Raw genomic sequence first — 21,258 nt, 5'->3', positions numbered from 1 at the left:
GTGAGCAAAATTTGGAAGCTCAATCTAAAGTTTATCACCTTTTTGCGGATAAACTTTTTGCTGTTTCTTTAAAGTATTCTAAAAATTATCAAGATGCAGAAGACAATTTACAAGATAGTTTTGTAACCATTTTTGCTAAAATTAAACAATACAAGTACAAAGGTTCTTTTGAGGGATGGTTAAAACGAATTACAATTCATACTGCAATTCAAAAATATAGAAAAAAAGTACCATTAGAAATAGTAAAAGAGGTTGCTGATGATATAGAAGAAGATGATACCGATTTTAATAGTTCAGATTTTAGTATCACTGTTTTGTTAGATTGCATTCAGCAATTGCCAAATAGGTATCGTTTGGTTTTTAATTTATACGTGTTAGATGATTATGCTCATAAAGAAATTGCAGCGTTGCTAAACATCTCTGAAGGAACCTCAAAATCGAATTTATCTAGAGCTCGTAAAATTTTAAAACAAAAACTGACAGCACAAAAAAATATGTTGAATTAATGGGGAATAAAAAGTTAGATCATTTGTTTCAAGAAAACCTTAAAAATTTGGAAGTTACTCCAAATAAAAGGGTGTGGAACAATGTGGAAGCCCAACTAGTAAAGAAAAAACGAAAAATAGTCCCTTTTTGGTGGTTTACAGGTGTTGTAGCTTCTATTTTGGTAGTAGTTTCATTTTTTTATCCTTTTTTAACGACTGAAAACCAAAATAGAAACACCAATTCTAATGAAGTTATAACCACGATTCCTGAGGAAAAAAATATCATTTCACAAAAAAAAGATACGTTACAATTGGATAAAAAAAGTACAAACGACATACTTATTTCTAGGGAAGACAAGCTTTTAAAAACGATTAAAAAGAAACATTTTAAAGCTAAATCCTCAAAAAAAGAAAACGCACAGCCACAAAAAACAAAAGCTGAGGCATTTTGGTTAACTTACAATCCTGTAAAAATTCGTACAAAAAATCTTTTTCAGAATCAGCAATTATTAACATTAGCAATAAAAAAGATACAAGGCAAACCTTATAAATTAAACATTGCTAATGTGGTTAAAAAAGAAGAAGTTCCAGAAATCAAAAAAATAAGTAAAAACTGGTCTGTTGCTTCTGTTTTTGGTGTGCTACAATCCAATTCATTAACAGATACTTCACCAATAAATTCAAGTTTGGCTTCATCAACTTCTGGTGAAAGTAGTTATGCTTATGGTGTTCAAATTGCCTATAAATTTAGTAACAAATGGTCTATTCAATCAGGGGTTCATTTACAAGAAATAGGCTATTCTAATAGGCAAATTGCAGTAAACACTTCTTCAAACAGTAATCCTTTTGCCACCCAGTTTACAAATGGGGCTATTTTTTCTTTTGATGCCAATGTTGCCAATTCTAATGAAATGTTTGCTAGTGATATATCAGCAAATACGTTTGTAGCCAATACTGGAAATTTATCTCAAAACTATGGATATATAGAAATTCCTTTAGAGGTAAAATATACTTTTTTGAATCATAAAAAAATCAATTCAGCCATTGTTACTGGTTTTAGCACCTTATTCTTAAATAAGAATGAGATTGTTTTAAATACCAAAAACTTTTCTAGAAATCTAGAAGCACCAAATTTAAATAACATCAATTTTAGTGGTAATTTAGGTTTTGATTTAAATTATACTTTTAATCCAAAATGGTCTTTTCAAGTAAACCCGATGTTTAAAATTCAATTGAATACTTTTACTGATAATGCAAATAACTTTGCCCCTTTTAATTTTGGTCTCTATTCTGGTGTTACTTATCAATTTTAAAAAACCATCTTTTCATCTGCTACGTATATATCTAACAACTTAGCGATTATTTGTGTCACTTAGACGAAAACTAAAACACCAATCTCTTGTAAACCATTACATTTACAGGCTTCTTGAGTTGAAGGTTAGAGTTAAAATGTTTAAATGATTGCTGGGAATTTAATTAAAACAATGCAAGATGGAAATCATAGAAACAACGTATAGAACGTTTAGTGGAATTAAAAAAATAGCGGAGTTACCAAAAAGAAAAGGTTCTCAATACATTATTTATCAAGATAATCAACCTAAATATTATGTTGATTTGTATGATTTATCAATAGAATCTAATGCTATGATGAATAGTTTGGTACTTTGTGCAAAAAAAACCATGAGAGAGGTTTTAGAGGTGATTAATAAAAGAAATAATATCAATTTATCGCTTCCAAAAATCACAAAATTAGGCATCAGTAAAAAACTAAAATCAGAAACTAAACATATCGATTTAAAACCTTTACCAGAAAAATGGTTAGACTACTCTTTGTAGATTTTTACTATTAAATCTCCCTTATCGTCCATAGAAGCTCTGTACATTCCTGCAGTATTAAACTCAAAAGACATATTCCCATTTTTATCTAAAGCAACAACGCCACCTGTTCCACCTAATTTGGTCAATTTATTTTGAATAACATCTGCTGTTGCTTCTTTTAGTGATTTTTGTTGATATTCCATTTGTGCAGAAATATCATAAGCTACTTGACTTCTTATAAAATACTCGCCCCAACCTGTAGATGAAACTCCACAAGTTGAATTATTAGCATAGGTTCCAGAACCAATAATTGGGGCATCACCAATTCTTCCCCAACGTTTGTTGGTCATTCCACCTGTAGATGTTCCTGCAGCAATATTTCCGTTTTTATCTAAAGCCACACATCCTACAGTTCCGAATTTACTGTTTTTAATATCTGCATCATAAAAAGCCGCTTTTTTATCATTATGATCTAATTGGGTTTTTTCCCTGTCTTTTATCCTTTGTAAAGATTTAAAACGATTTTCTGTATAAAAATAACTTGGGTCTACAATTTCTATTCCTTTTTCTTTAGCAAATATAGATGCACCATCTCCTGAAAGCATTACATGATCAGAATCTGTCATCACTTTTATTGCCAATTCTATAGGGCTTTTTACATTTTTTACACCTGCAACTGCGCCTGCGTTTAAGGTTTTACCATCCATAAAAGAAGCATCTAATTCGTTGGTTTCTTCATGCGTAAAAACAGCCCCTTTTCCTGCGTTGAATAAAGGCGATTCTTCCATAACTTGTATTGTTTTTAAAACTGCTTCTTGGCTAGTTCCTCCATTCTTCAAAATTGCATGTCCCACTTTAATCGCTTCTTCTAATTTTGCTTTATAAGCAACTTCTTTTTCATCCGTCATATTTTTCTTTAAAATAGTACCTGCACCACCATGAATTATAATGGCAAAATCGTTTATTTTTTTATGTTGATTTGTGGTTATCTCTGAATCGATATCAGCATCATAATTTTGTTTTGAATTTGGGTTGCAACTCCAAAAAAACACAATAGATAATAGTAAAAATGTTAGTTTTTTCATGGTTTGTTTTATTTTTAACAATAATATTTGTTTTTGTTGAAATTATCAGTTCTTTAATTTATTTGTAAATTCGTTCTTCGAATTTAAACAACAAAAACGAGACTGCAAAATGACTGATTTTGGAATGGATAAAGCCTTAAAACAATTAGGTTTACAAGATATAAACGATGGAACTTCTACAGGTTCAAATAATTTTTCTAATGGAGCAATTATAGAAAGTTATTCTCCTGTTGATGGAAAATTGATTGGAAAAGTAAAATCGACTACAAAAGAAGATTACGAAAAAGTGATGGAATCTGCTACCAAAGCTTTTTTATCTTTTAGAAATATGCCAGCTCCACAAAGAGGAGAAATTGTGCGTCAGTTTGGAAATAAATTAAGAGATTTAAAAGAACCTTTAGGGAAATTGGTTTCTTACGAAATGGGAAAATCTTTACAAGAAGGTTATGGTGAAGTGCAAGAAATGATCGATATCTGCGATTTTGCTGTAGGTTTATCGCGTCAATTAAATGGACAAACCATTCCTTCTGAAAGACCAGGCCACGTAATGAGAGAACAATGGCATCCAATAGGCGTTGTGGGTATTATTTCTGCATTTAATTTTCCTGTTGCTGTTTGGGCTTGGAATACAGCTTTGGCTTGGATTTGTGGCGATGTTTGTGTTTGGAAAGCTTCAGAAAAAGCACCTTTATGTGCTGTGGCTTGCCAAAATATAATTGCCACAATTTTAAAAGAAAATAACTTGCCAGAAGGAATTTCTTGCATTATCAATGGCGACTATAAAGTTGGAGAAATGATGACCTCTGATACCAGAATTCCGTTAGTTTCTGCAACAGGATCTACAAGAATGGGAAGAATTGTTGGCGCAAAAGTTGCTGAACGTTTTGGAAAATCGTTATTAGAATTAGGTGGAAATAACGCTATCATAATTACACCTACTGCAGATTTAAAAGTGGTAGTTCCTGGAGCTGTTTTTGGTGCTGTGGGTACTTGTGGACAACGTTGTACATCAACCAGAAGATTAATTATTCACGAAGCTGTATATGATAAAGTTCGCGATGCAATTGTTGGCGCTTACAAACAAATAAAGATTGGAAATCCTTTAGATGAAAACAATCACGTTGGTCCTTTAATTGATCACGATGCTGTAAACACCTATTTAGCTGCGATTGAAAAAGCAAAAGCAGAAGGTGGAAACGTTTTAGTTGATGGTGGTGTTTTAGAAGGAGAAGGATACGAATCTGGTTGTTATGTAAAACCCGCAATTATAGAAGCAGAAAATCATTTTGAAATCGTGCAACACGAAACGTTTGCGCCAATTTTATATGTGATGAAATATAGTGGTGAAGTAGAAAATGCCATCGAAAAACAAAACGGAGTTGCCCAAGGTTTATCATCAGCAATTATGACCAATGAACTAAAAGAGGCAGAAAAATTCTTGTCTTATGCTGGTTCAGATTGTGGAATTGCCAACGTAAATATAGGAACTTCTGGCGCAGAAATTGGTGGTGCTTTTGGTGGCGAAAAAGAAACTGGTGGTGGACGAGAATCTGGTTCTGATGCTTGGAAAGTATATATGCGTAGACAAACCAATACCATAAATTATTCAGACGAATTACCTTTGGCTCAAGGTATTAAGTTTGACCTCTAAGAGGTTTCTCCTGCAAGGTTTCCAAAACCTTGTAGGAGTTTAGTTTATGTATCTTAAATACCCACAAGGTTCAAAAAAAACTTTCAATAAAAATATAAAATTTGGTTCTTTAATTTAGTTAATATTTAAAATTCCATTTTTTAACTTGATTTCAATAGTTTCTGAAGAATTTGCTTTGGGCTTTTTCTCTAAAATTTTACTGAATTCTTTTTCGTTCGATGTTCCAAAAGTGGTTTTTGTATTATTCATATTTAAGGTGGTTTTTAAACCAAAAACATTCATTGCATAATTGCTTTCTTTTACTTTGTAGAGGTTTAGTTTAGAGTAATCTCCTGCAAAATTAAATTTTGTAAAATTATCACTGAAATTATAAAGGTAAAGTTTACTGCTGAAATCGACTAAATCTACATTTTTTCCTACTTCTCCAATTCTAACTGTTGATGTTTCTGAATCAATTTTTGTATTTGAAACTGAACCAATTTTTGAAGGGTGAACACCTTTAAAACGATAGTTACCTCCTTGAATTTCTAATACTTGAAAAAATCCATATATGAGTTGAAATTTATTATCCTTTGAGAGTAATTTTTTAAACTTTAATTTCCCTCTAAATGTATTTGCAGTGATTGTTTTTTTAACATCATAATTAAAAGTGAGGTTTGAGTGTAAGGCCTTAATTTTAATCGCTATATATTTTGGCACTTTAATAATAAAACTTTTATCAATGTCTTTTTGTTTTTTTATAAAGGCATCATTTGCATATTTACCTCTATTGCTAAAAAGATAACTATTTAACTCTCCCCCCAAACTATACTTTATTTCATTTATTAAAGAATCTTTAGTTTTATATAAATTACTCTTTTTTTTATGGTATTTCATATAATTTGTCATAGCTACTTTAAGAGAATCCATTGAAAGAAGTGGACTTTTACTCATTCCAACATACATGGAGTTTTTTACATCTAAATTAATAAAATTCCCTTTTTTGAAAGTTTTTACGTTTACGCCATCTAATAAATCTTCTTTCTTTCTTTTTGGATACCTAATAAAAGTCATTTCATAATCAAAATGAATTTTATCATCAAAAGATTCTTCAAAAACAATAGCTACATTGTCTAAATCTAAATTAAGAACTGTATTTTCATCAACTTTATAACTCTTTTTAAGAAGTACTTCTGTTGTTTGTGAAAAGGAGAAATTTATCCCTAAAAGGAAAAGTATACTATAAATATATGGTTTCATTACTAGTGTTTTTTTGGTTCAACTCTTTAATATGTTCCTTAATATTTTTAACCAATTCCAAACGTCTTTGCAAATTGTTTATTAATGATTCTAGGATGTTTATGTTATTGGGTGTTTTTTGTAATTGATTGGTAATTTTACGGTATTCGTTATCAAAATTTTTCAATTTAACTCTATATTTTTTTATCAAAATACTATCGTTAGAAATTGCTAAAAACTGTTGCCATTCACTATTGATATTCTCTAAATATTCTTTTTCTATGGCCTTAATTTGTGCTTGAAAAGTGCTTTCTTCTTTATTTTCTAAGGATGATTGATTACCAACAAAAACATATATGGATGCACTAAATATTAACACAATTGCTATTGCAATTTTTAATAATGATGATTTTTTAAATGCTTGCTTCTTTTTATTTTGAATTTGAAGTTTTGCAATAAAGTCTTCTCTATGATTATTTGGTAATTCTATGTTAGAATGCTCATCAACCTTAAATAAATTTCTGATATCACGTTCCATATGTTTTGATTTTTAATTGTTGTTTTAATACTGATTTCCCTCTTCGTAATCTTGTTTTTGAGGTTGAAATGGGTATCTTTAAAATATTTGCTATTTCTTGATGATCATAACCTTCTAACAGATATAATTTGACTACCAATTGATATTTTAAAGGCAAACTATCTATCGTTTCTAAAATTGTGGTTTTCGTAATATTCGCATCAAAATGCCAATCATCATTATTGGAAATTTCTAAGGGATAGTTTTCAATTGAAACGGTTTCTAGTTTCTTCTTTTTCAGTTGATCAATACACGTATTTATCATAATCGTCTTTAACCAGCCACTAAAATTGGTGCCATCAACATAATGCTCTAGGTTTAAAAAGGCCTTTAAAAATGCATCTTGCATAGCATCTTTGGCTTCTTCTTTGTTTTTTAAATACCTACAAGCAATTACAAACATGGCTTTGCAGTGCAAATCGTACAGGTTTAGCTGTGCTTTTTGGTTGCCTTTTTTACTTTGTTTTACTAAAAAATGTAGCTCTTTAGACATTCTTGCAGGTTGGTTCTATGTTTAAAACGAAAAGTTTTAATTAGAGTTTCAAATTTGTTATAATAACCTGTTTTTTATCACAATATAAGTATCCTTTTGCTGTATAATAGATAACTTTCATTAAAAAATAGAGTGATAATCAAAAAAGGCAATGAGATAATTTGGGGAGTTTTTAGAGAAGTAAGATTGCCTTTTCGATTAGTTTTGTGTGCAGAAAAATGATTTTTAACAAAGAAATCTCCTAAAAAAGTAAATCGTGATTGTTGGCAAAACCCCTTGCTTAATGGATTTTAGATTAACTTAAGAAATGTAATAAACAGATCAATTATATACGTTAATATCACTAATCTTTTTAGAAGTAGGCTATTAAAGTGTAATTTAGGTATTTTAGAAAATTAAAATTTATTATCTATTAAATCTTCCAGTAGTATTGCCTTGTAAAATACCCATTACATCTTGTTCGTTTGCATAGTTTACATCACCTGCATAAGTGTGTTTTATGGCGCAAGCAGCGTTGCCAAATTCCATGGCTTTGTAATCGTCAAAGTTTTGTAAACCATGTATTACACCTGCAGCAAAAGCATCTCCTGTACCAATTCTATCAACAATATGAGTAATATCTAACTCTTCTGTTTCTTTAAATTCCATTCCATTCCACATTCTTGCCTTCATTTTATGCCAAGAAGAATTTATAGAAGTTCTTATTTTGTCAAAAACTTTTTCTATAGTTGGGTATTCATTAATTAAATGTTTGCTTGCCTTTATAAAATCTTCATTAGAAAAAGAATATTCAGTTTCTAAGAGCTCATTAATTTCGTTTACACCACCAATAAAAATAGTAGAGTATTGCATTAATTCTGCCAATACTTCTTTTGGGTTTTCTCCATATTTCCACAATCCACTTCTGTAGGTAGGATCTGCAGAAACTGTCATTCCCTTTTTTCTAGCCAATTTTAAAGCAGCTAATAAAGTTTGTTGACTGCCTTTGTTTAGAGCAGGTGTTATTCCTGTCCAATGAAACCATTTTCCATTTTCTAAAGCTTTTTCCCAATTTACCATAGCAGGTAAAATTTCAGAAAAAGAAGAGTGCGAACGGTTGTAGGAAATAGAACTGGGTCTCATAACAGCACCTACTTCTAAAAAATAGACACCTAAAGGTCTTTGAGAGCGCACAATAGATGAGGTGTCTACACTAAATTTATTTAAATAAGAAATGGCAGTATCACCAATAAAATCATCAGAAATACAAGAAATATGTTTTACATCTCCGCCAAAATTAGCAATAGAAATACCCACATTAACTTCTGTACCACCAAAATAAAACTCTACAGCATTAGATTGTACAAACTTTTTGTTGCCAAGAGGTGATATACGCATTAACACTTCACCAAAAGTAATTACCTGATTCATCTTAAAAAATTATTTTGTGAAAGTAAAGATTTACAGTTGATAATTAGAAAATATTATAAAGAAGTTAAACTAAGAGATTCTTAATGACTGTATAAAACCAATAGTTTGATTGTTAAAGGCTTCTGGCTGTTCTACATTAACCACATGACCACATTTTTCAATTACAAATAGTGATGCTTTTTTATGCAGCTTTACAATGTTTTTTATAGAAGGTAAAAATAAGTGATCTTCTGCACCCATTACATATAAAGTAGGAATCTTAATATCTTTTGTTCTAAAAAATCGTAAAAGCGGATTTATTTCTGAGGTTAATTTAAACCAACGTATAAATTCTTTCTGATAGAGTTTTTTAGCCTCGTTTACAAACAAAGATCTAGATTTCTTATGATTTTTTCTGGGCATAATTATAAAAGCAAATAACTTATAGAGTAACATATAAGGTACTACAGATTTAAAAATTACCCCTAATTTCATTAAAATTTGAGAACGAATATTTAATTTAATAATTGCACCACCCATAATCATACTGTTAACCAATTCAGGTCTTTTTTCTGCCAAATTACGAATTAAAATGGTGCCTAAAGAAATGCCAATAAAATGAGATTTGGTAATGTTTAAATGCTCAATTACTTCAACAATATCGCTGGTAATAGAATCAAAAGTGTATTTGGGGTTAAAGGTATCTTTTAACTTTGGTTGGCTATTTCCATGGCCTCTTAAATCTAAAATCAATACATTAAAATGCTTTTTAAAATCTCTAACTTGCTTGTACCATATAGAACTACTGCCTCCAGCACCATGAACAAAAGTTACCCATTCTGTAGATTTTTTATGAGGATATGAATAATAATTTAACAAAAATTGATTTTAAGATTCATGCAAAAATAACTTTTTTTAATGATATACAAAGCTAACTCTTTATTTTGAGGTTTTTTACGGTACAAAATAGCACTACAAAAAGTATTATTCTTTTCTTTTTCAAATTTTTGTAAATTGGCATTATGGAAAAATCTAACACAGAAAACAAAGCACAAAAAAATTTTAATTACGAAAAAGAGCTCAAAAAATTACATGAAGAATTGGTGCATCTGCAAGAATGGGTAAAAAGTCAAGGTTTAAAAGTAGTTATCATTTTTGAGGGAAGAGATGCATCTGGAAAAGGAGGTACAATTAAACGTTTTACAGAGCCTTTAAACCCTAGAATATGTAAAGTTGTGGCTTTAGGTGTGCCTACAGAACGCGAAAAATCGCAATGGTATTTTCAAAGATATGTGCAATATTTACCTGCTGCTGGCGAAATTGTTTTGTTTGATAGAAGTTGGTACAATAGAGCTGGTGTAGAAAAAGTAATGGGCTTTTGTACAGATGATGAATATGATGAGTTTTTACGTTCTTGTCCTGAGTTTGAACGTATGCTAGTACGATCTGGTACTATTGTTTTAAAATATTGGTTTTCTGTAAGTGATGAAGAACAAGAAAGACGTTTTAAAAACAGAATTTCTAATCCGTTAAAAAGATGGAAATTTAGCCCTATGGATTTAGAATCACGTTCACGATGGTTAGAATATTCTAAGGCTAAAGACAAAATGTTTGCGCATACAGATACCAAGCAAGTACCTTGGTTTGTGGTAAATTCTGATAATAAAAAGAAAGCAAGGTTAAACTGTATTAGTCATGTTTTAAGTAAAATACCTTACAAAAAAATGAATATAGAGCCTGTAGCTTTACCTCCTTTGCCAGACAATAAGGCTTATGTAAGGCCACCAATGAATTACCAAACATTTGTGCCAGAGAAGTTTTAAATTATATAAAAAACGAACTTAAAAGTTTGTCTTTTATTTTACCTCTAATTTATAGCCAACTCCATGTATGTTTGTTAATTTTATATTTTTATCTTCTTGTAATTTTTTTCTTAATTTAGAAATATAAGTATCTAAACTTCTACCCACAAAAACACCATTGTCTTCCCAAACTTTTTTGGTGATTTCTTCTCTTTTTACCACCTTGTTTTTGTTGGCAATAAAAATTGCTAGAAGCTCACATTCTTTTTTGGATAAGTTAATTTCTACAGCTTTTTTAACCAGTTTATTTTGATCAGGATAAAAAAAGAAACTACCCAATACTTGTTCATTTACTTTGTGATTAGAGGTACTATTACCTTTCTTTTTGTTTAAAATAAATTCTCTGTAAAAGAAACCTAAAATCAATGGAATAAAAATGTAGTATAGCGTTAAATCATTAGATTTTACTTCCTCTAAAAAATGTACCTGAATTAAATAACAATTTTTAGGCAATTTTCTGCCAGAACAAGGGATAATAGTTTTTTCCTCATCAGCATTTATCTCATAACTATAAGCAACTTCGTCATCCGTACACTGTATAACTTCTACTCTATAATTATTAGAAAGTGAAGATTTTTCGAAATTTAATTTTACAATCTTAACAAGTTCATGGGGTTCAAAAGTTAACTCTTTTTGAAACGATACCTCGTACTTACCTTCTTTTATTTCTTTTACAGGTAAAATTAAAGACGTAGAGTCTCCTTGAATCAATAACAATTGATTGCCAACTGCTCTTAAAATAATTTTTACGCTTTCAGAAAAGTCGGTTTTATTTTTTTTCTGCGGATAAAAACTCTGCAACACAAAAATAAAGGAAGCTAAAAGTAAACTGTTTAAGAGGTTCTTCTTTGTCATATTAATACAAATAACCAATAATTTTCTCAGATTTTACAACTGTTGACACTTCTTTTACATTTTTTTGACATTTTTTTCAAGGACTAAAAATAGTTTTACCTAATAATCATTAAAACAAATAAAGATGAAAAAATTAGGTATTGCAATAAGCTTATTATTTACCATGCAATTATTACATGCTCAAGAAAAATTAAATATAGACACTAACAAAAGCACCATAAAATGGATTGGAGAGCTTACTTTTAATTTTGGAGGTCATGATGGATACATCAACTTTAAAGAAGGCTTTTTTATTAAAGAAAATAAAGTAATTACTGGTGGAGAATTTATTATTGATATGAATTCTATAACTAATACAGATATTAAAGAAAAAGCACTGAAAGTTAATTTAGTAGATCACTTAAAAAATGAAGATTTTTTTGATGTTAAAAATCACCCAACTGCAAAACTAAAAATTAAAAATGTTGAGTATTTTAATGATGAAATTTATGACGGAAGAATTTTTGCTGATTTAACCATTAAAGACATCACAAAACCGATACAATTTTTTGTGAATTTTAATTATAAGAAACAAGAACTACAAGCACGTTTTAAAATTGATAGAAAAGAATGGGGCATAAATTACCAAAGTAAATTTAAAAATAGTTTTATTTCTGATGCCATAGGTTTTGATACTTTTATAAAACTACAATAAACATGACAAACAATACAATTATTTTACTAGCAGTTATTTTATGTTGTTCTTTACCTAGTTTTGGACAACAAAACGAATTCAATTTAATAAAGTTAGATTCCACTTGGGGGCAAGAAGTGTTGCGTTTTCCTGCAAGAAATATGGATTATATTGGGGTAGGAGAAGTGCGTTTTCCACCCAAAGGATGGATAAAACCAAATCACCCCAATTTTTGGTCATATACTTACGCCTGGAGCATTAATGTAAATAGAAAAATAAAAGCAAAAGAATTGACTATAGATTTAATAAAGTATTTTAATAGCTTAAATAAAGTTGATATGGATGATGTAGCTAATCTTAAACAAACTACAGCAGCAATAATTAAAGTAAAAAGAAATAGAAAAACTACTTATTTTGAAGGTAAAGTAACAATTTTTGATCGGTTTGCTACCAACAAAAGTTTGACTTTAAATGTAAAAATTAAGAGTAATTTTTGTAAAAAAGCACAAAAAACGGTGTTGTTATTTGCCTTTTCTCCAAAAGAGTTTACGCATAAGGTTTGGGAAACTTTAAATAAAATAGAGTTGATAAATGAAGTTTGTATTCAATAAAAAAAGGGTGAACATTGCTGCTCACCCAATCATTTGAATTAAAAAGATTATTCAACAATTAACGTGTATTGTGGTGTTGGATTTAAAGGACAGAAATACACATACTCTCCTTTTGTTAAAACCACTTTTTTAGAGGTTTCCTTCTCATTATTTTTTACTTGAGCAGTAACATAAGCATTTTTTATATGCGCCTTAATGTCCGATTTTGGGGCTAACACAAAGCCTACATTATGACCAACATTGGTGTTTGCTATTTCAAAAATATAGGTTCCTTCAGATAAGGTAATTTGTTTCTGGGTAAATTCACCTTTTGTTTGTTCTAAAGAAACTGTTTTTACTTTTTGTGCATTTGTGTTAAATGCAAAACCTAATACAATTACTACTATTGCTATTAATTTTTTCATGATTTCTATTGTTTTATATTTTATGGATTTAGATTCCCGTTTTTACGGGAATGACATTTTTAATAGAAACACAAGGCAAAACCTAGTGAGTCTTTTTATTATACTGTTGCTAATTCTAATGTTTGTGCTACTGGAAAATCTACAGGAACATCTGTTGTTTTATGAAAGTAATTTGTAATGGTAATTTCTCCAATTAATAAAACAGCATCTGCTAAACTTCCTTTTGTGTAGCCTACTGCATAAAAGTTTTCTACAGTTTCTGGTGTTGTAGCTCCTCTGTTAATAGCAACACTTCTTGCAAATTTTGCTAAAGCATCTAATTTTGTGTCAAAAGAAGCATTTCCTGTTCTTAATTCTAATATTTGATCTTCAGAAAAACCATTCATTTTTCCAATGGCAGTATGTGCAGATAAACAATATACACATTCATTTACCTGGCTTACAGCCAAATTAATCACTTCTTTTTCTTTTGCAGAAAAACTTGTTTTTCCTTGTCCTATTGTTAAAAAATTACCCAATGCAGTATCACTATGTGCAAGAGCTGCGTAAATATTTGGTACAAAACCTAATCCTTTTTCTAATTGATTAAAAATTGCTTGGTTGTTTTCTGATACTTCGTTTTTTGTGGGTACGTTAAATGTGCTCATAATTTTTGTTTTAATTTGTTTTTAAATTTATTTTGATGGTATTCTTAATTGCAAGTGCAAATTTGTTGTTCTTGATTTTGGTCATCGTAGGTTTGATAACCCCAACAGTTTGGACATGGTGTTTGTTCTATTGTTTTCATAATTATTGTTTTAGTTGTTTTCTTTTGATGGTACAAAGATGCAACCAACAGCAGTGTTTAAAAATGGACAAAGGTTCCTTTGGTTTGGACTGTCTGTTTTTTTACTTCAGCCTGTTAATTTTGTCTCTTAAGTTTTTTTCTGTAATTAAGCCTGTGTGTCTATTTACGGGCTTTCCTTCTTTAAAAAAAATTAAGGTTGGTATGTTTCTGATGCTAAATTCTGCTGCCAATTCTTGATAATCATCAACATTTACTTTTTTAATAATTACATCGTCTTTTAATTCGTCTGTTAATTTGTGTATTGTTGGCAATAAAGTTTGGCAAGGGCCACACCAATCTGCATAAAAATCTAATACTACATTTGGGTTGTTTCTAATGATGTTTTTTACGTCTGTTTGCTCTAAAATTGTTTCCATTTTATTGTTTTTTATATTCCTTTTTAATTATCGGAATGTGAGTACTTGTGTTTGACACTGCAAAGATGCAACCAATATTAAGGTTTAAAAATGGACAAAGGTTCCTACTGTTTGGACAGGGAAAATAGTTGGCAAAAAAGTGCGTGAAGGATTGAACGACTTGTTTGAGCTCTTTTTTGAGGAACGAAAAAAAAGCGAGTAGTGAAAGCCTGACCTGAAAGGGCACGCCTTAATTATAAAAAATAAAACAAGGTATAAATTAATACTCTTTTTTAAATTGTAAGGGCGACTTAGAAATGGTTTTGGTAAAAAAACGAGTAAAGTATGCAGGATCGTTAAAACCAAGTTCAAAGGCTATTTCTTTAACGGTTTTATCGGTATAAATTAATAAACGTTTTGCTTCTATTAAAATTCGATTTTTAATAAAATCGGATGGTGTTTTTGTACCTATTTTTTGAAAATGTTTGCTAATTGATTTTGGAGAAACACCTAATCGATTTGCATATTCTGTGACAGTGTGCATGGTCTTAAAATTCTGTTCTACCAATAAACTAAAATCTTTAAATAACCGTGTTTCTGTATCTTCTTTAAGGGTGTGGTTTTCTTTCTGAATACGAACCGAACAAATCATAAATTGTTTTAAATAGGATTGCAGCATATCGTATTGTGCAGTTTCGTTTTGTTGAAACTCATCAATAAGACTTTCTAAAATAAACTGTAGTTTTTGAGTATCTTTTTTACAAGGTTGCACAAAAGGGGTTTCATAAATATTATTGAATAATACGCCATTACAAGCTACTTCTTTGTCATGGGTTTGAATGCAGTAAAAATCTCTTACAAAGGTAAGTTTATAAGCGGTTTTTATGTGTTCTGAATCTACTGTAAATACTTGTCCTGGAGATAAAAAAAAGAGTACATTATCTTTAAAAGTATATTGTTCAAAATCTATATTATAGGTTCCTTTTCCGTTTTGAATCCAATAAATAGCATAGGCATTTTGTTGTGTAGAATGTTCTAGCTTACATGCTTTTTCAAACGAAACTGTACTTAACGAAAAAATATTTTTAAAAGAATAGGTTATAATGTCTAGAGCTGCCATTGTTGTAGTTTATGTTGTATTGGTCGTAAAAATTATGCAAAATATAATTTTATAATTGCTTTTTTAGATTTTTTAAGAATACATCTTTTTAAAAATAGACTACAAGAATCTAAACTTAATGCTTTATTTAAAGAGCTAGTATCTTAATAAAAAGTAAAAGCCATTATTAAACTACGTACTTTAATTAGTTGGTATTGTTTTGTGTTTTTTAGTCATAATTCAAACAAAATTTTACTATATTTATAAATAAATAATTGCGCTATTTTATTTTGTGAGGCGAATATGGAAAAAGAACACTCAATTGCACTAGAGATTTTTAAAGATATTTCTTTTTCAAAGAAAGAAATTGCTTTTATTGATAGTAAATTTAGTAAGATACATTTAAAAAAAGGAGATATTCTTTTAATTCCTGGTGCTTACGTAAAAAACCAATATTATGTTTTTAGTGGTTGTTTACGGTCTTACTTTATTAATGCTCAAGGTAAAGATCATACCACACAGTTTGCTGTAAATGATTGGTGGATTAGTGATTATACCGCATTTTTTAGTGGCGAAAAATCTGTAATGAATATTGAATGTTTGCAAGATGCTGTTATTTATCAATTTTCTCGAGAAAACATGAATCAGTTATGCGAAAAAATGCCTAAAGTAGAAATATTCTTCAGGAAAAAGATGGAAAGGGCATTTGCAGGTTTTCAAAAAAGGATTTTAGAATACTTATCTCAACCCGCAAAAGAAAGGTATTTAAAATTTATAAGTACTTATCCAGTAATATCAAAATCTATCAGAAACTACCATATTGCTTCTTACTTAGGAATCACTACAGAAAGTTTAAGCAGAATTAGAAAGTCAATACACTAATTTGTATTTCTTAACATACATCAATTTTAAAAACAAACAAAAATGCTAAATTTGTATAAATTACATAGCAATAAAAATCCCCCAATTTTTAAATTAGAAGAGAAAAAGCTTAAGCATAATATACTTAAGCTTTTTTGCTTTTATAAAATAGTTTATAGCTGTTTACCATTATAAAACTGAGCAAAGCAGGTATTACCCACCCTAAATTATAGGTTGCTAATGGAATAATATTTTTAATACCTGTTAAATGTGCCCTAGGGATTATAAAACCCAAAAAATCTGGAATACTAAATAGAAAAGTAACTACAACTACAACTCTAAATACCAATTTAGATGCAAATTTGTCATCGACAATATTTAATAAAATTAATACGATAGTAATTGGGTATAAAAACATTAATGCTGGTACAGCTAAAGTAATAATAAAATCTACTTGATAGCTACCCACAATAATTCCTATTAAAGACGCAATTGCAGCAGTAATGATGTATGCTTTTTGTGAATCTTTACAAACACCCTTTACATAATCTGCAGTACCAGTTACAATACCAACAGCTGTTGTAAAACAGGCTAAAGCTACTAAAACGCTTAAAAAAACGGTTCCTAAATTCCCTAAAGTTTGTGAACTTAAGCTTGATAAAACTTCGGTTCTTGTTGCATTTTTTGCAAAAGTTGATGAATACAAAGAACCGCTTAAAATTAAACCTCCATAAATTAACAATAAACTAGTACCTGCAATAAAACCAGCTTGTCTAATCAGTTTTCTTTTTGCAGCAAACGAAGTATGGCTACTATAATTTAAAGAGATGATAATTACGGCTCCAACAACAACACCGCCAATAGCATCAAAGGTTTGATAACCTTCTAAAATACCATCTACAAAAGGTGTGGTAAAGGTTGATGCATTCCTGTTTTCTGGTGATGAAAAAATGGCTATTCCAATAATAATTAGTAGAATAAATACAATAATTGGTGTTAAAAACTTACCTATTAAACCAATTATTTTAGAACGATTTATAGCAAAAATAAACACTAAAACAAAATAAATGATACTTGTATAAATGGCCTCTAAATTAAAGAAAGGTTGTACAGTCATTTCATGAGTTACTGCTGCAGTTCTTGGAGATGGAATTGCAATAGCAATACTATAAATCAAAAAGCAATATATAGTACTAAAAAGAGGTGATACTTTTTTGCCAAAATCGTACAAAGTACCTTGTAGTTTTGCATGTGCAAAAATGGCTAAAATAGGTATAGTAACTGCTGTGGTTACAAAACCAAGTACAACTATCCACCAATCTAAACCCGATTTTAAGCCTAAAGTTGGTGGTAAAATTAAATTTCCTGCACCAAAAAATAGAGAGAACAAAGCAAAACCTCCTATCCAGATTTCTTTCGTTTTGTTCATAAGTTAATCTATTTTTTGAAGATCTAAATCATGAAAATCAAAACTAAAATCTGTAATTGGTGCAATGTATTTCATTTTTGCAGCTTGTGCTTTACCATTTTCATTAAAGGTAAATTGTACAAAAACATCTGCGTCAAAACTTCTATTGTTCCATTTGGCAACATAGGTAGTTGGGTTATAGGGTAACAGTTTTCCAACAATATCTGATGATCTTTTACTTTTTATAGTATAGGTTTTTCCATCATAAGAAATAACAACATCTCCAAACCACTTGTCATGATAGGTTCCTGTAATTTGCGATGGTTTTGGTAAGTTTCCCTTCTTTTTTGCAGTTTCTACTTGTGCATAAACTTTGGCCTTTAAATCGTCATTATATGTCAGGTTTTTCGTGTTTCTATCACCATAAATTTTTAACCAATTTCTGTCTTTATATCCTAAGTAACTATCTTTAATGGTATTTGTAATGGTGTTAAAGGCATTTCCATTCATTTGGTTGGTTAAAACTATAATTGCCAAATCTAAATCAGGAATCATTGTAAATTGAGTAACAGTACCTAATAAACCACCTGTGTGATATACTTGTTTGTAACCTCCTTTTACATCTGTTAAAAACCAGCCTAAACCATAACCTCTAAAATTAGAATTATAACTATCATTTTTACCCACTTTTAAAGGAGCTTGTAGTTGCCAAAGTTCATAAAATTGTTTGGAGCTCAGCAATCTTTTTCCATCAACAGTAACAGCATCATTCATTAAAAAATTAGCCCAAGTTAACATATCTTTTACGTTACTTACAATTCCGCCAGCAGCATTTGCAGTTTCGCTCCAATCATGTGGAATTTGAATAACTTTTCCTTCTGTTCTAGTATGCGCATCAATAATATTGGTTCTGTTGGTAACCCTGTTGTAAGATGCCTTACTGTTTTTCATACCAACAGGTTTCATAATTTTTTTTTCTATAAATTCTTCCCAAGAAAGGCCGCTAACACGTTTTAAAACCTCACCAGCAATAATAAACATATTGTTGTTATATGCAAATTTGCTTCTAAAAGAAGTTTCTGGTTTTAAGTGTTTTACGTTGTTAATAACATCTTTTACTTTAAAATCGTTTCCTTCAGGAAAAAACATCAAATCTCCAGCACCTAAACCCATTCCACTTCTATGCGTCACTAAATCTCTTACAGTAAAGTTTTCTGTAACCCAAGCATCATACAATTGAAACTCTGGAATGTGTTTTCTTACTTTATCATCCCAACTTAGTTTGCCTGCATCTACCATCATTGCCAATGCAAAACAAGTAAAACCTTTACTGTTGGAAGCTATACCAACCAAAGTATTTTCGTTCATTGCTTTCTTGTTGGTTAAAGAGCGCAGTCCATAACCTTTAGCATGCACAATTTTTCCATCTTTTAAAATTCCGACAGAAATTCCTGGTACATCAAAAGTAGTTAACGTTTTTGCTACAAGGTCGTCTAGTTTTTTTTCTTTGATTTGAGCATTGGCATGAATAACAAATACACCAGTAATAAATAATAAAATATAGGGTTTTAATTTAGATATCATAAAGTTTATTTTAATACTTGAAATATACATATTTTTGTGTGATGCAAAAATCAATCACTTTTAAAAACGCAAATATTTCTTTTTCTGATGTTGGAAAAGGGGGTGTAGTGGTTTTAATTCATGGGTTTTTAGAAAATTCCACAATGTGGGATAAGATTGTTCCAGAACTTTGTAAAAGAAATCGAGTAATTGCTATTGATTTGTTAGGGCATGGGAAATCGGATTGTTTGGGTTATATTCATACTATGGATTTGTTTTCTGAAACCATTGAAGCTGTTTTAAAACACTTAAGGTTGCAGAAATATATTTTGGTAGGCCACTCTTTAGGTGGGTATGTTGCTTTGGCTTTTGCCCAAAAAAATGCAAATAAAATCAAAGGATTGTGCTTAATGAATTCAACCTCTAATGAAGATGATGAGGAACGCAAAACATTACGATTACGTGCAAAAACAATGGTGCAAAAGAATTTTACAAATATGGTAAGAATGTCTTTTGCAAATTTATTTGGACCTAACAGCAAACATAAGCATCAAGATGAAATAGATTTGGCTTTACAAGAAGCACTAAAAACACCTATTCAAGGCTATATTGCAGCGAATGAAGGAATGCGAATTCGACCCAATAGAAATTATGTTTTAGCCGGTAATGATTTTAAAAAACTCATAATAGTTGGCAAAAATGATCCAGTTCTAGATTATAAAATGTCTTTAGAAGAAGTGAAAAAAACAAATTCTGAAATGGTTATTTTTTCTAATGGACATATGAGTCACATAGAAAATACAGAAGAATTAATAGTGGTTTTAAAGCAGTTTATACAAATGTGTTAGGTTTCATTTTCAAATTTTTCTCAAACTAAAAAAGAATTTTTTAAGTATCTTCGAAATTATGAATTACGAGTCAATAATTCCTTTTTTAGCCGTACTTATTGTGATTCTTTTTTTGCTTTTTTCTGCGTTTTTATTATCTGTAAAAAGAGAAAAAAAGTTATCAAATCAATTATTAGCAAGTTTTTTAATTATTACTGCTGTAGATATTAGCGCCTTTTTTTATTATAAATTTTTAACCTTACCACTTGCTGTAGAAATGCTTAGAAATAGTATTTCTGCTTTTAAAAATCCGCTACTTTTCTTGTATGTTTTATCGGTTATTTATTCAAATTTTAAATTAAAATGGACACATTTAGTGCATCTATTACCTTGGTTAATTACTATTTTGGTTTTAATGCCTAATTTCTTTTTTGCAGACGATAATGCAAAAATTGAGTTTTATAATCATTACAATCAAAATATAGAAATTAGATTTCTAGGTGTTTTTGGAGACCTATTATCTTTAGCATATTTAATTGCAGAGGTATATTATATAACTAGATACAGAAAATTACTTTTAGAGAATTTTGCTGATAATAGTTCATTGAAAAATTATATTTGGCTAAAACAATTGGCAATTTTACTGTTTATTGGGCAATTTTTAACATGGATAAAAAACTATTCTCGTATTCATTTTACTATAGAAAACACAAATACATTAAGAGCTGTAATTTTATTTTTTGGTGTGTTTCTAATCTGCTGGTTATTTTTAAAAGCGGTAAACTCGCCAAAGTTATTTAAAGGAATTGATGTTAATTTAAAAACCTCAAATGAAATAAAAACTTCTAAAAATATTGAACAGAATGAGGATTTATCTGCATTAAAAAGTTTTATGACGCATAAAAAGCCCTACTTAAATCCGTCTTTAACCATTAGAAAATTGGCAGCTGAACTTAAAATGAATCCAAGAGATGTGTCTGTTTTAATCAATCAAAATTTAAACAAACATTTTTTTGATTTTATAAATGAATATAGAATTGAAGAAGCTAAAAAAATCTTGAAAGATCCTTCTAAAAAAGCATTTACAGTACTCGAAATTTTGTACGAAGTTGGGTTTAACTCAAAATCTTCCTTTAATACTGCTTTTAAAAAACACACTGGTTTAACACCAACACAATTCCGTAAAAAATCTTAAAA

23 protein-coding genes are annotated in these 21,258 nt (G+C 29.7%); 10 read left to right on the top strand and 13 right to left on the bottom strand.

Going from position 1 to position 21,258, the window contains the following annotated elements; translation table 11 throughout:
- Positions 1–11 precede the first annotated feature (11 nt).
- The 3 genes from SJY27_RS10345 (at position 12) to SJY27_RS10335 (ending at position 2,321) form a co-directional block, all read left to right on the top strand.
- The gene (locus SJY27_RS10345) at positions 12–506 is read left to right on the top strand and encodes an RNA polymerase sigma factor (protein ID WP_397444758.1); all 495 of its coding nucleotides are present in this window, start codon (positions 12–14) and stop codon (positions 504–506) included.
- On the top strand, positions 506–1,798 hold the full coding sequence (locus SJY27_RS10340; protein WP_397444757.1) for a hypothetical protein: 1,293 nt from the start codon (positions 506–508) through the stop codon (positions 1,796–1,798). The genes SJY27_RS10345 and SJY27_RS10340 overlap by 1 nt, the downstream gene beginning before the upstream one ends.
- A 178-nt stretch (positions 1,799–1,976) precedes the next feature.
- Complete coding sequence (locus tag SJY27_RS10335; protein WP_397444756.1) at positions 1,977–2,321, top strand: hypothetical protein; 345 nt, start codon at positions 1,977–1,979, stop codon at positions 2,319–2,321.
- Here SJY27_RS10335 and SJY27_RS10330 read toward each other — a convergent pair.
- Positions 2,309–3,388: an isoaspartyl peptidase/L-asparaginase family protein gene (locus SJY27_RS10330; protein ID WP_397444755.1), complete on the bottom strand. Its 1,080-nt coding sequence runs from the start codon at positions 3,386–3,388 to the stop codon at positions 2,309–2,311. The genes SJY27_RS10335 and SJY27_RS10330 overlap by 13 nt on opposite strands.
- A 109-nt stretch (positions 3,389–3,497) precedes the next feature.
- Between SJY27_RS10330 and SJY27_RS10325 the strand changes: the two genes are divergently transcribed.
- Complete coding sequence (locus SJY27_RS10325) at positions 3,498–5,039, top strand: aldehyde dehydrogenase family protein (protein WP_397444754.1); 1,542 nt, start codon at positions 3,498–3,500, stop codon at positions 5,037–5,039.
- 114 nt (positions 5,040–5,153) lie between these two features.
- Here the strand turns inward: SJY27_RS10325 and SJY27_RS10320 are convergent, their stop codons facing one another.
- From SJY27_RS10320 to SJY27_RS10300, 5 genes are all read right to left on the bottom strand, one after another.
- Entirely contained in the window at positions 5,154–6,278 is a 1,125-nt protein-coding gene (locus SJY27_RS10320; RefSeq protein WP_397444753.1) for a hypothetical protein, read from the bottom strand.
- Positions 6,259–6,795: a hypothetical protein gene (locus SJY27_RS10315; RefSeq protein ID WP_397444752.1), complete on the bottom strand. Its 537-nt coding sequence runs from the start codon at positions 6,793–6,795 to the stop codon at positions 6,259–6,261. The genes SJY27_RS10320 and SJY27_RS10315 overlap by 20 nt, the downstream gene beginning before the upstream one ends.
- Positions 6,785–7,327, bottom strand: coding sequence for an RNA polymerase sigma factor (locus SJY27_RS10310; protein WP_397444751.1), 543 nt, complete (start codon positions 7,325–7,327; stop codon positions 6,785–6,787). Before SJY27_RS10310 ends, SJY27_RS10315 begins: the two co-directional genes overlap by 11 nt.
- A gap of 405 nt (positions 7,328–7,732) precedes the next feature.
- On the bottom strand, positions 7,733–8,737 hold the full coding sequence (locus tag SJY27_RS10305) for a sugar kinase (RefSeq protein ID WP_397444750.1): 1,005 nt from the start codon (positions 8,735–8,737) through the stop codon (positions 7,733–7,735).
- 69 nt (positions 8,738–8,806) lie between these two features.
- Positions 8,807–9,595 carry an alpha/beta fold hydrolase gene (locus SJY27_RS10300; RefSeq protein WP_397444749.1) on the bottom strand — a complete coding sequence of 263 codons (789 nt, stop codon included), beginning with the start codon at positions 9,593–9,595 and terminating at the stop codon, positions 8,807–8,809.
- A gap of 143 nt (positions 9,596–9,738) precedes the next feature.
- Here SJY27_RS10300 and ppk2 point away from each other — a divergent pair, with 143 nt between their 5' ends.
- The gene (ppk2, locus tag SJY27_RS10295; protein WP_397444748.1) at positions 9,739–10,539 is read left to right on the top strand and encodes a polyphosphate kinase 2; all 801 of its coding nucleotides are present in this window, start codon (positions 9,739–9,741) and stop codon (positions 10,537–10,539) included.
- Positions 10,540–10,572: 33 nt separating this feature from the next.
- Here ppk2 and SJY27_RS10290 read toward each other — a convergent pair whose 3' ends face one another.
- Positions 10,573–11,433 (bottom strand): winged helix-turn-helix domain-containing protein, encoded by an 861-nt coding sequence (locus SJY27_RS10290; protein ID WP_397444747.1) that lies wholly within the window; start codon positions 11,431–11,433, stop codon positions 10,573–10,575.
- A gap of 124 nt (positions 11,434–11,557) precedes the next feature.
- On the opposite strand from SJY27_RS10290, the gene SJY27_RS10285 reads away from it, so the two are divergent.
- Positions 11,558–12,127 carry a YceI family protein gene (locus tag SJY27_RS10285; RefSeq protein ID WP_397444746.1) on the top strand — a complete coding sequence of 190 codons (570 nt, stop codon included), beginning with the start codon at positions 11,558–11,560 and terminating at the stop codon, positions 12,125–12,127.
- A 2-nt stretch (positions 12,128–12,129) separates the two neighbouring features.
- Entirely contained in the window at positions 12,130–12,717 is a 588-nt protein-coding gene (locus SJY27_RS10280; RefSeq protein ID WP_397444745.1) for a hypothetical protein, read from the top strand.
- A gap of 47 nt (positions 12,718–12,764) precedes the next feature.
- Here the strand turns inward: SJY27_RS10280 and SJY27_RS10275 are convergent, their stop codons facing one another.
- The 4 genes from SJY27_RS10275 to SJY27_RS10260 form a co-directional block, all read right to left on the bottom strand.
- A complete protein-coding gene (locus tag SJY27_RS10275; protein WP_397444744.1) occupies positions 12,765–13,121 on the bottom strand; it encodes a plastocyanin/azurin family copper-binding protein in 357 nt (118 codons plus the stop codon).
- A gap of 98 nt (positions 13,122–13,219) precedes the next feature.
- On the bottom strand, positions 13,220–13,768 hold the full coding sequence (locus SJY27_RS10270; RefSeq protein ID WP_397444743.1) for a carboxymuconolactone decarboxylase family protein: 549 nt from the start codon (positions 13,766–13,768) through the stop codon (positions 13,220–13,222).
- A 241-nt stretch (positions 13,769–14,009) separates the two neighbouring features.
- On the bottom strand, positions 14,010–14,324 hold the full coding sequence (gene trxA / locus SJY27_RS10265; RefSeq protein ID WP_397444742.1) for a thioredoxin: 315 nt from the start codon (positions 14,322–14,324) through the stop codon (positions 14,010–14,012).
- Positions 14,325–14,583: 259 nt separating this feature from the next.
- Positions 14,584–15,423, bottom strand: coding sequence for a helix-turn-helix domain-containing protein (locus SJY27_RS10260; RefSeq protein WP_397444741.1), 840 nt, complete (start codon positions 15,421–15,423; stop codon positions 14,584–14,586).
- A 282-nt stretch (positions 15,424–15,705) separates the two neighbouring features.
- Here SJY27_RS10260 and SJY27_RS10255 point away from each other — a divergent pair, with 282 nt between their 5' ends.
- Positions 15,706–16,284 carry a Crp/Fnr family transcriptional regulator gene (locus tag SJY27_RS10255; RefSeq protein ID WP_397444740.1) on the top strand — a complete coding sequence of 193 codons (579 nt, stop codon included), beginning with the start codon at positions 15,706–15,708 and terminating at the stop codon, positions 16,282–16,284.
- Between the two features lie 124 nt (positions 16,285–16,408).
- On the opposite strand, the gene brnQ is transcribed toward SJY27_RS10255, so the two are convergent.
- Both brnQ and SJY27_RS10245 read right to left on the bottom strand, forming a co-directional pair.
- Complete coding sequence (brnQ, locus tag SJY27_RS10250) at positions 16,409–17,692, bottom strand: branched-chain amino acid transport system II carrier protein (RefSeq protein WP_397444739.1); 1,284 nt, start codon at positions 17,690–17,692, stop codon at positions 16,409–16,411.
- Between the two features lie 3 nt (positions 17,693–17,695).
- Positions 17,696–19,255 carry a serine hydrolase gene (locus SJY27_RS10245; protein WP_397444738.1) on the bottom strand — a complete coding sequence of 520 codons (1,560 nt, stop codon included), beginning with the start codon at positions 19,253–19,255 and terminating at the stop codon, positions 17,696–17,698.
- A gap of 41 nt (positions 19,256–19,296) precedes the next feature.
- Here SJY27_RS10245 and SJY27_RS10240 point away from each other — a divergent pair, with 41 nt between their 5' ends.
- Positions 19,297–20,082, top strand: coding sequence for an alpha/beta fold hydrolase (locus SJY27_RS10240; RefSeq protein WP_397444737.1), 786 nt, complete (start codon positions 19,297–19,299; stop codon positions 20,080–20,082).
- Positions 20,083–20,140: 58 nt separating this feature from the next.
- Positions 20,141–21,256, top strand: coding sequence for a helix-turn-helix domain-containing protein (locus SJY27_RS10235; protein ID WP_397444736.1), 1,116 nt, complete (start codon positions 20,141–20,143; stop codon positions 21,254–21,256).
- Positions 21,257–21,258: the final 2 nt, after the last annotated feature.

The sequence above is a fragment of the Polaribacter sp. R77954 genome, from assembly GCF_044595335.1.
GTDB lineage: Bacteria > Bacteroidota > Bacteroidia > Flavobacteriales > Flavobacteriaceae > Polaribacter.
This window is presented reverse-complemented; position numbering and strand designations above follow the sequence as displayed.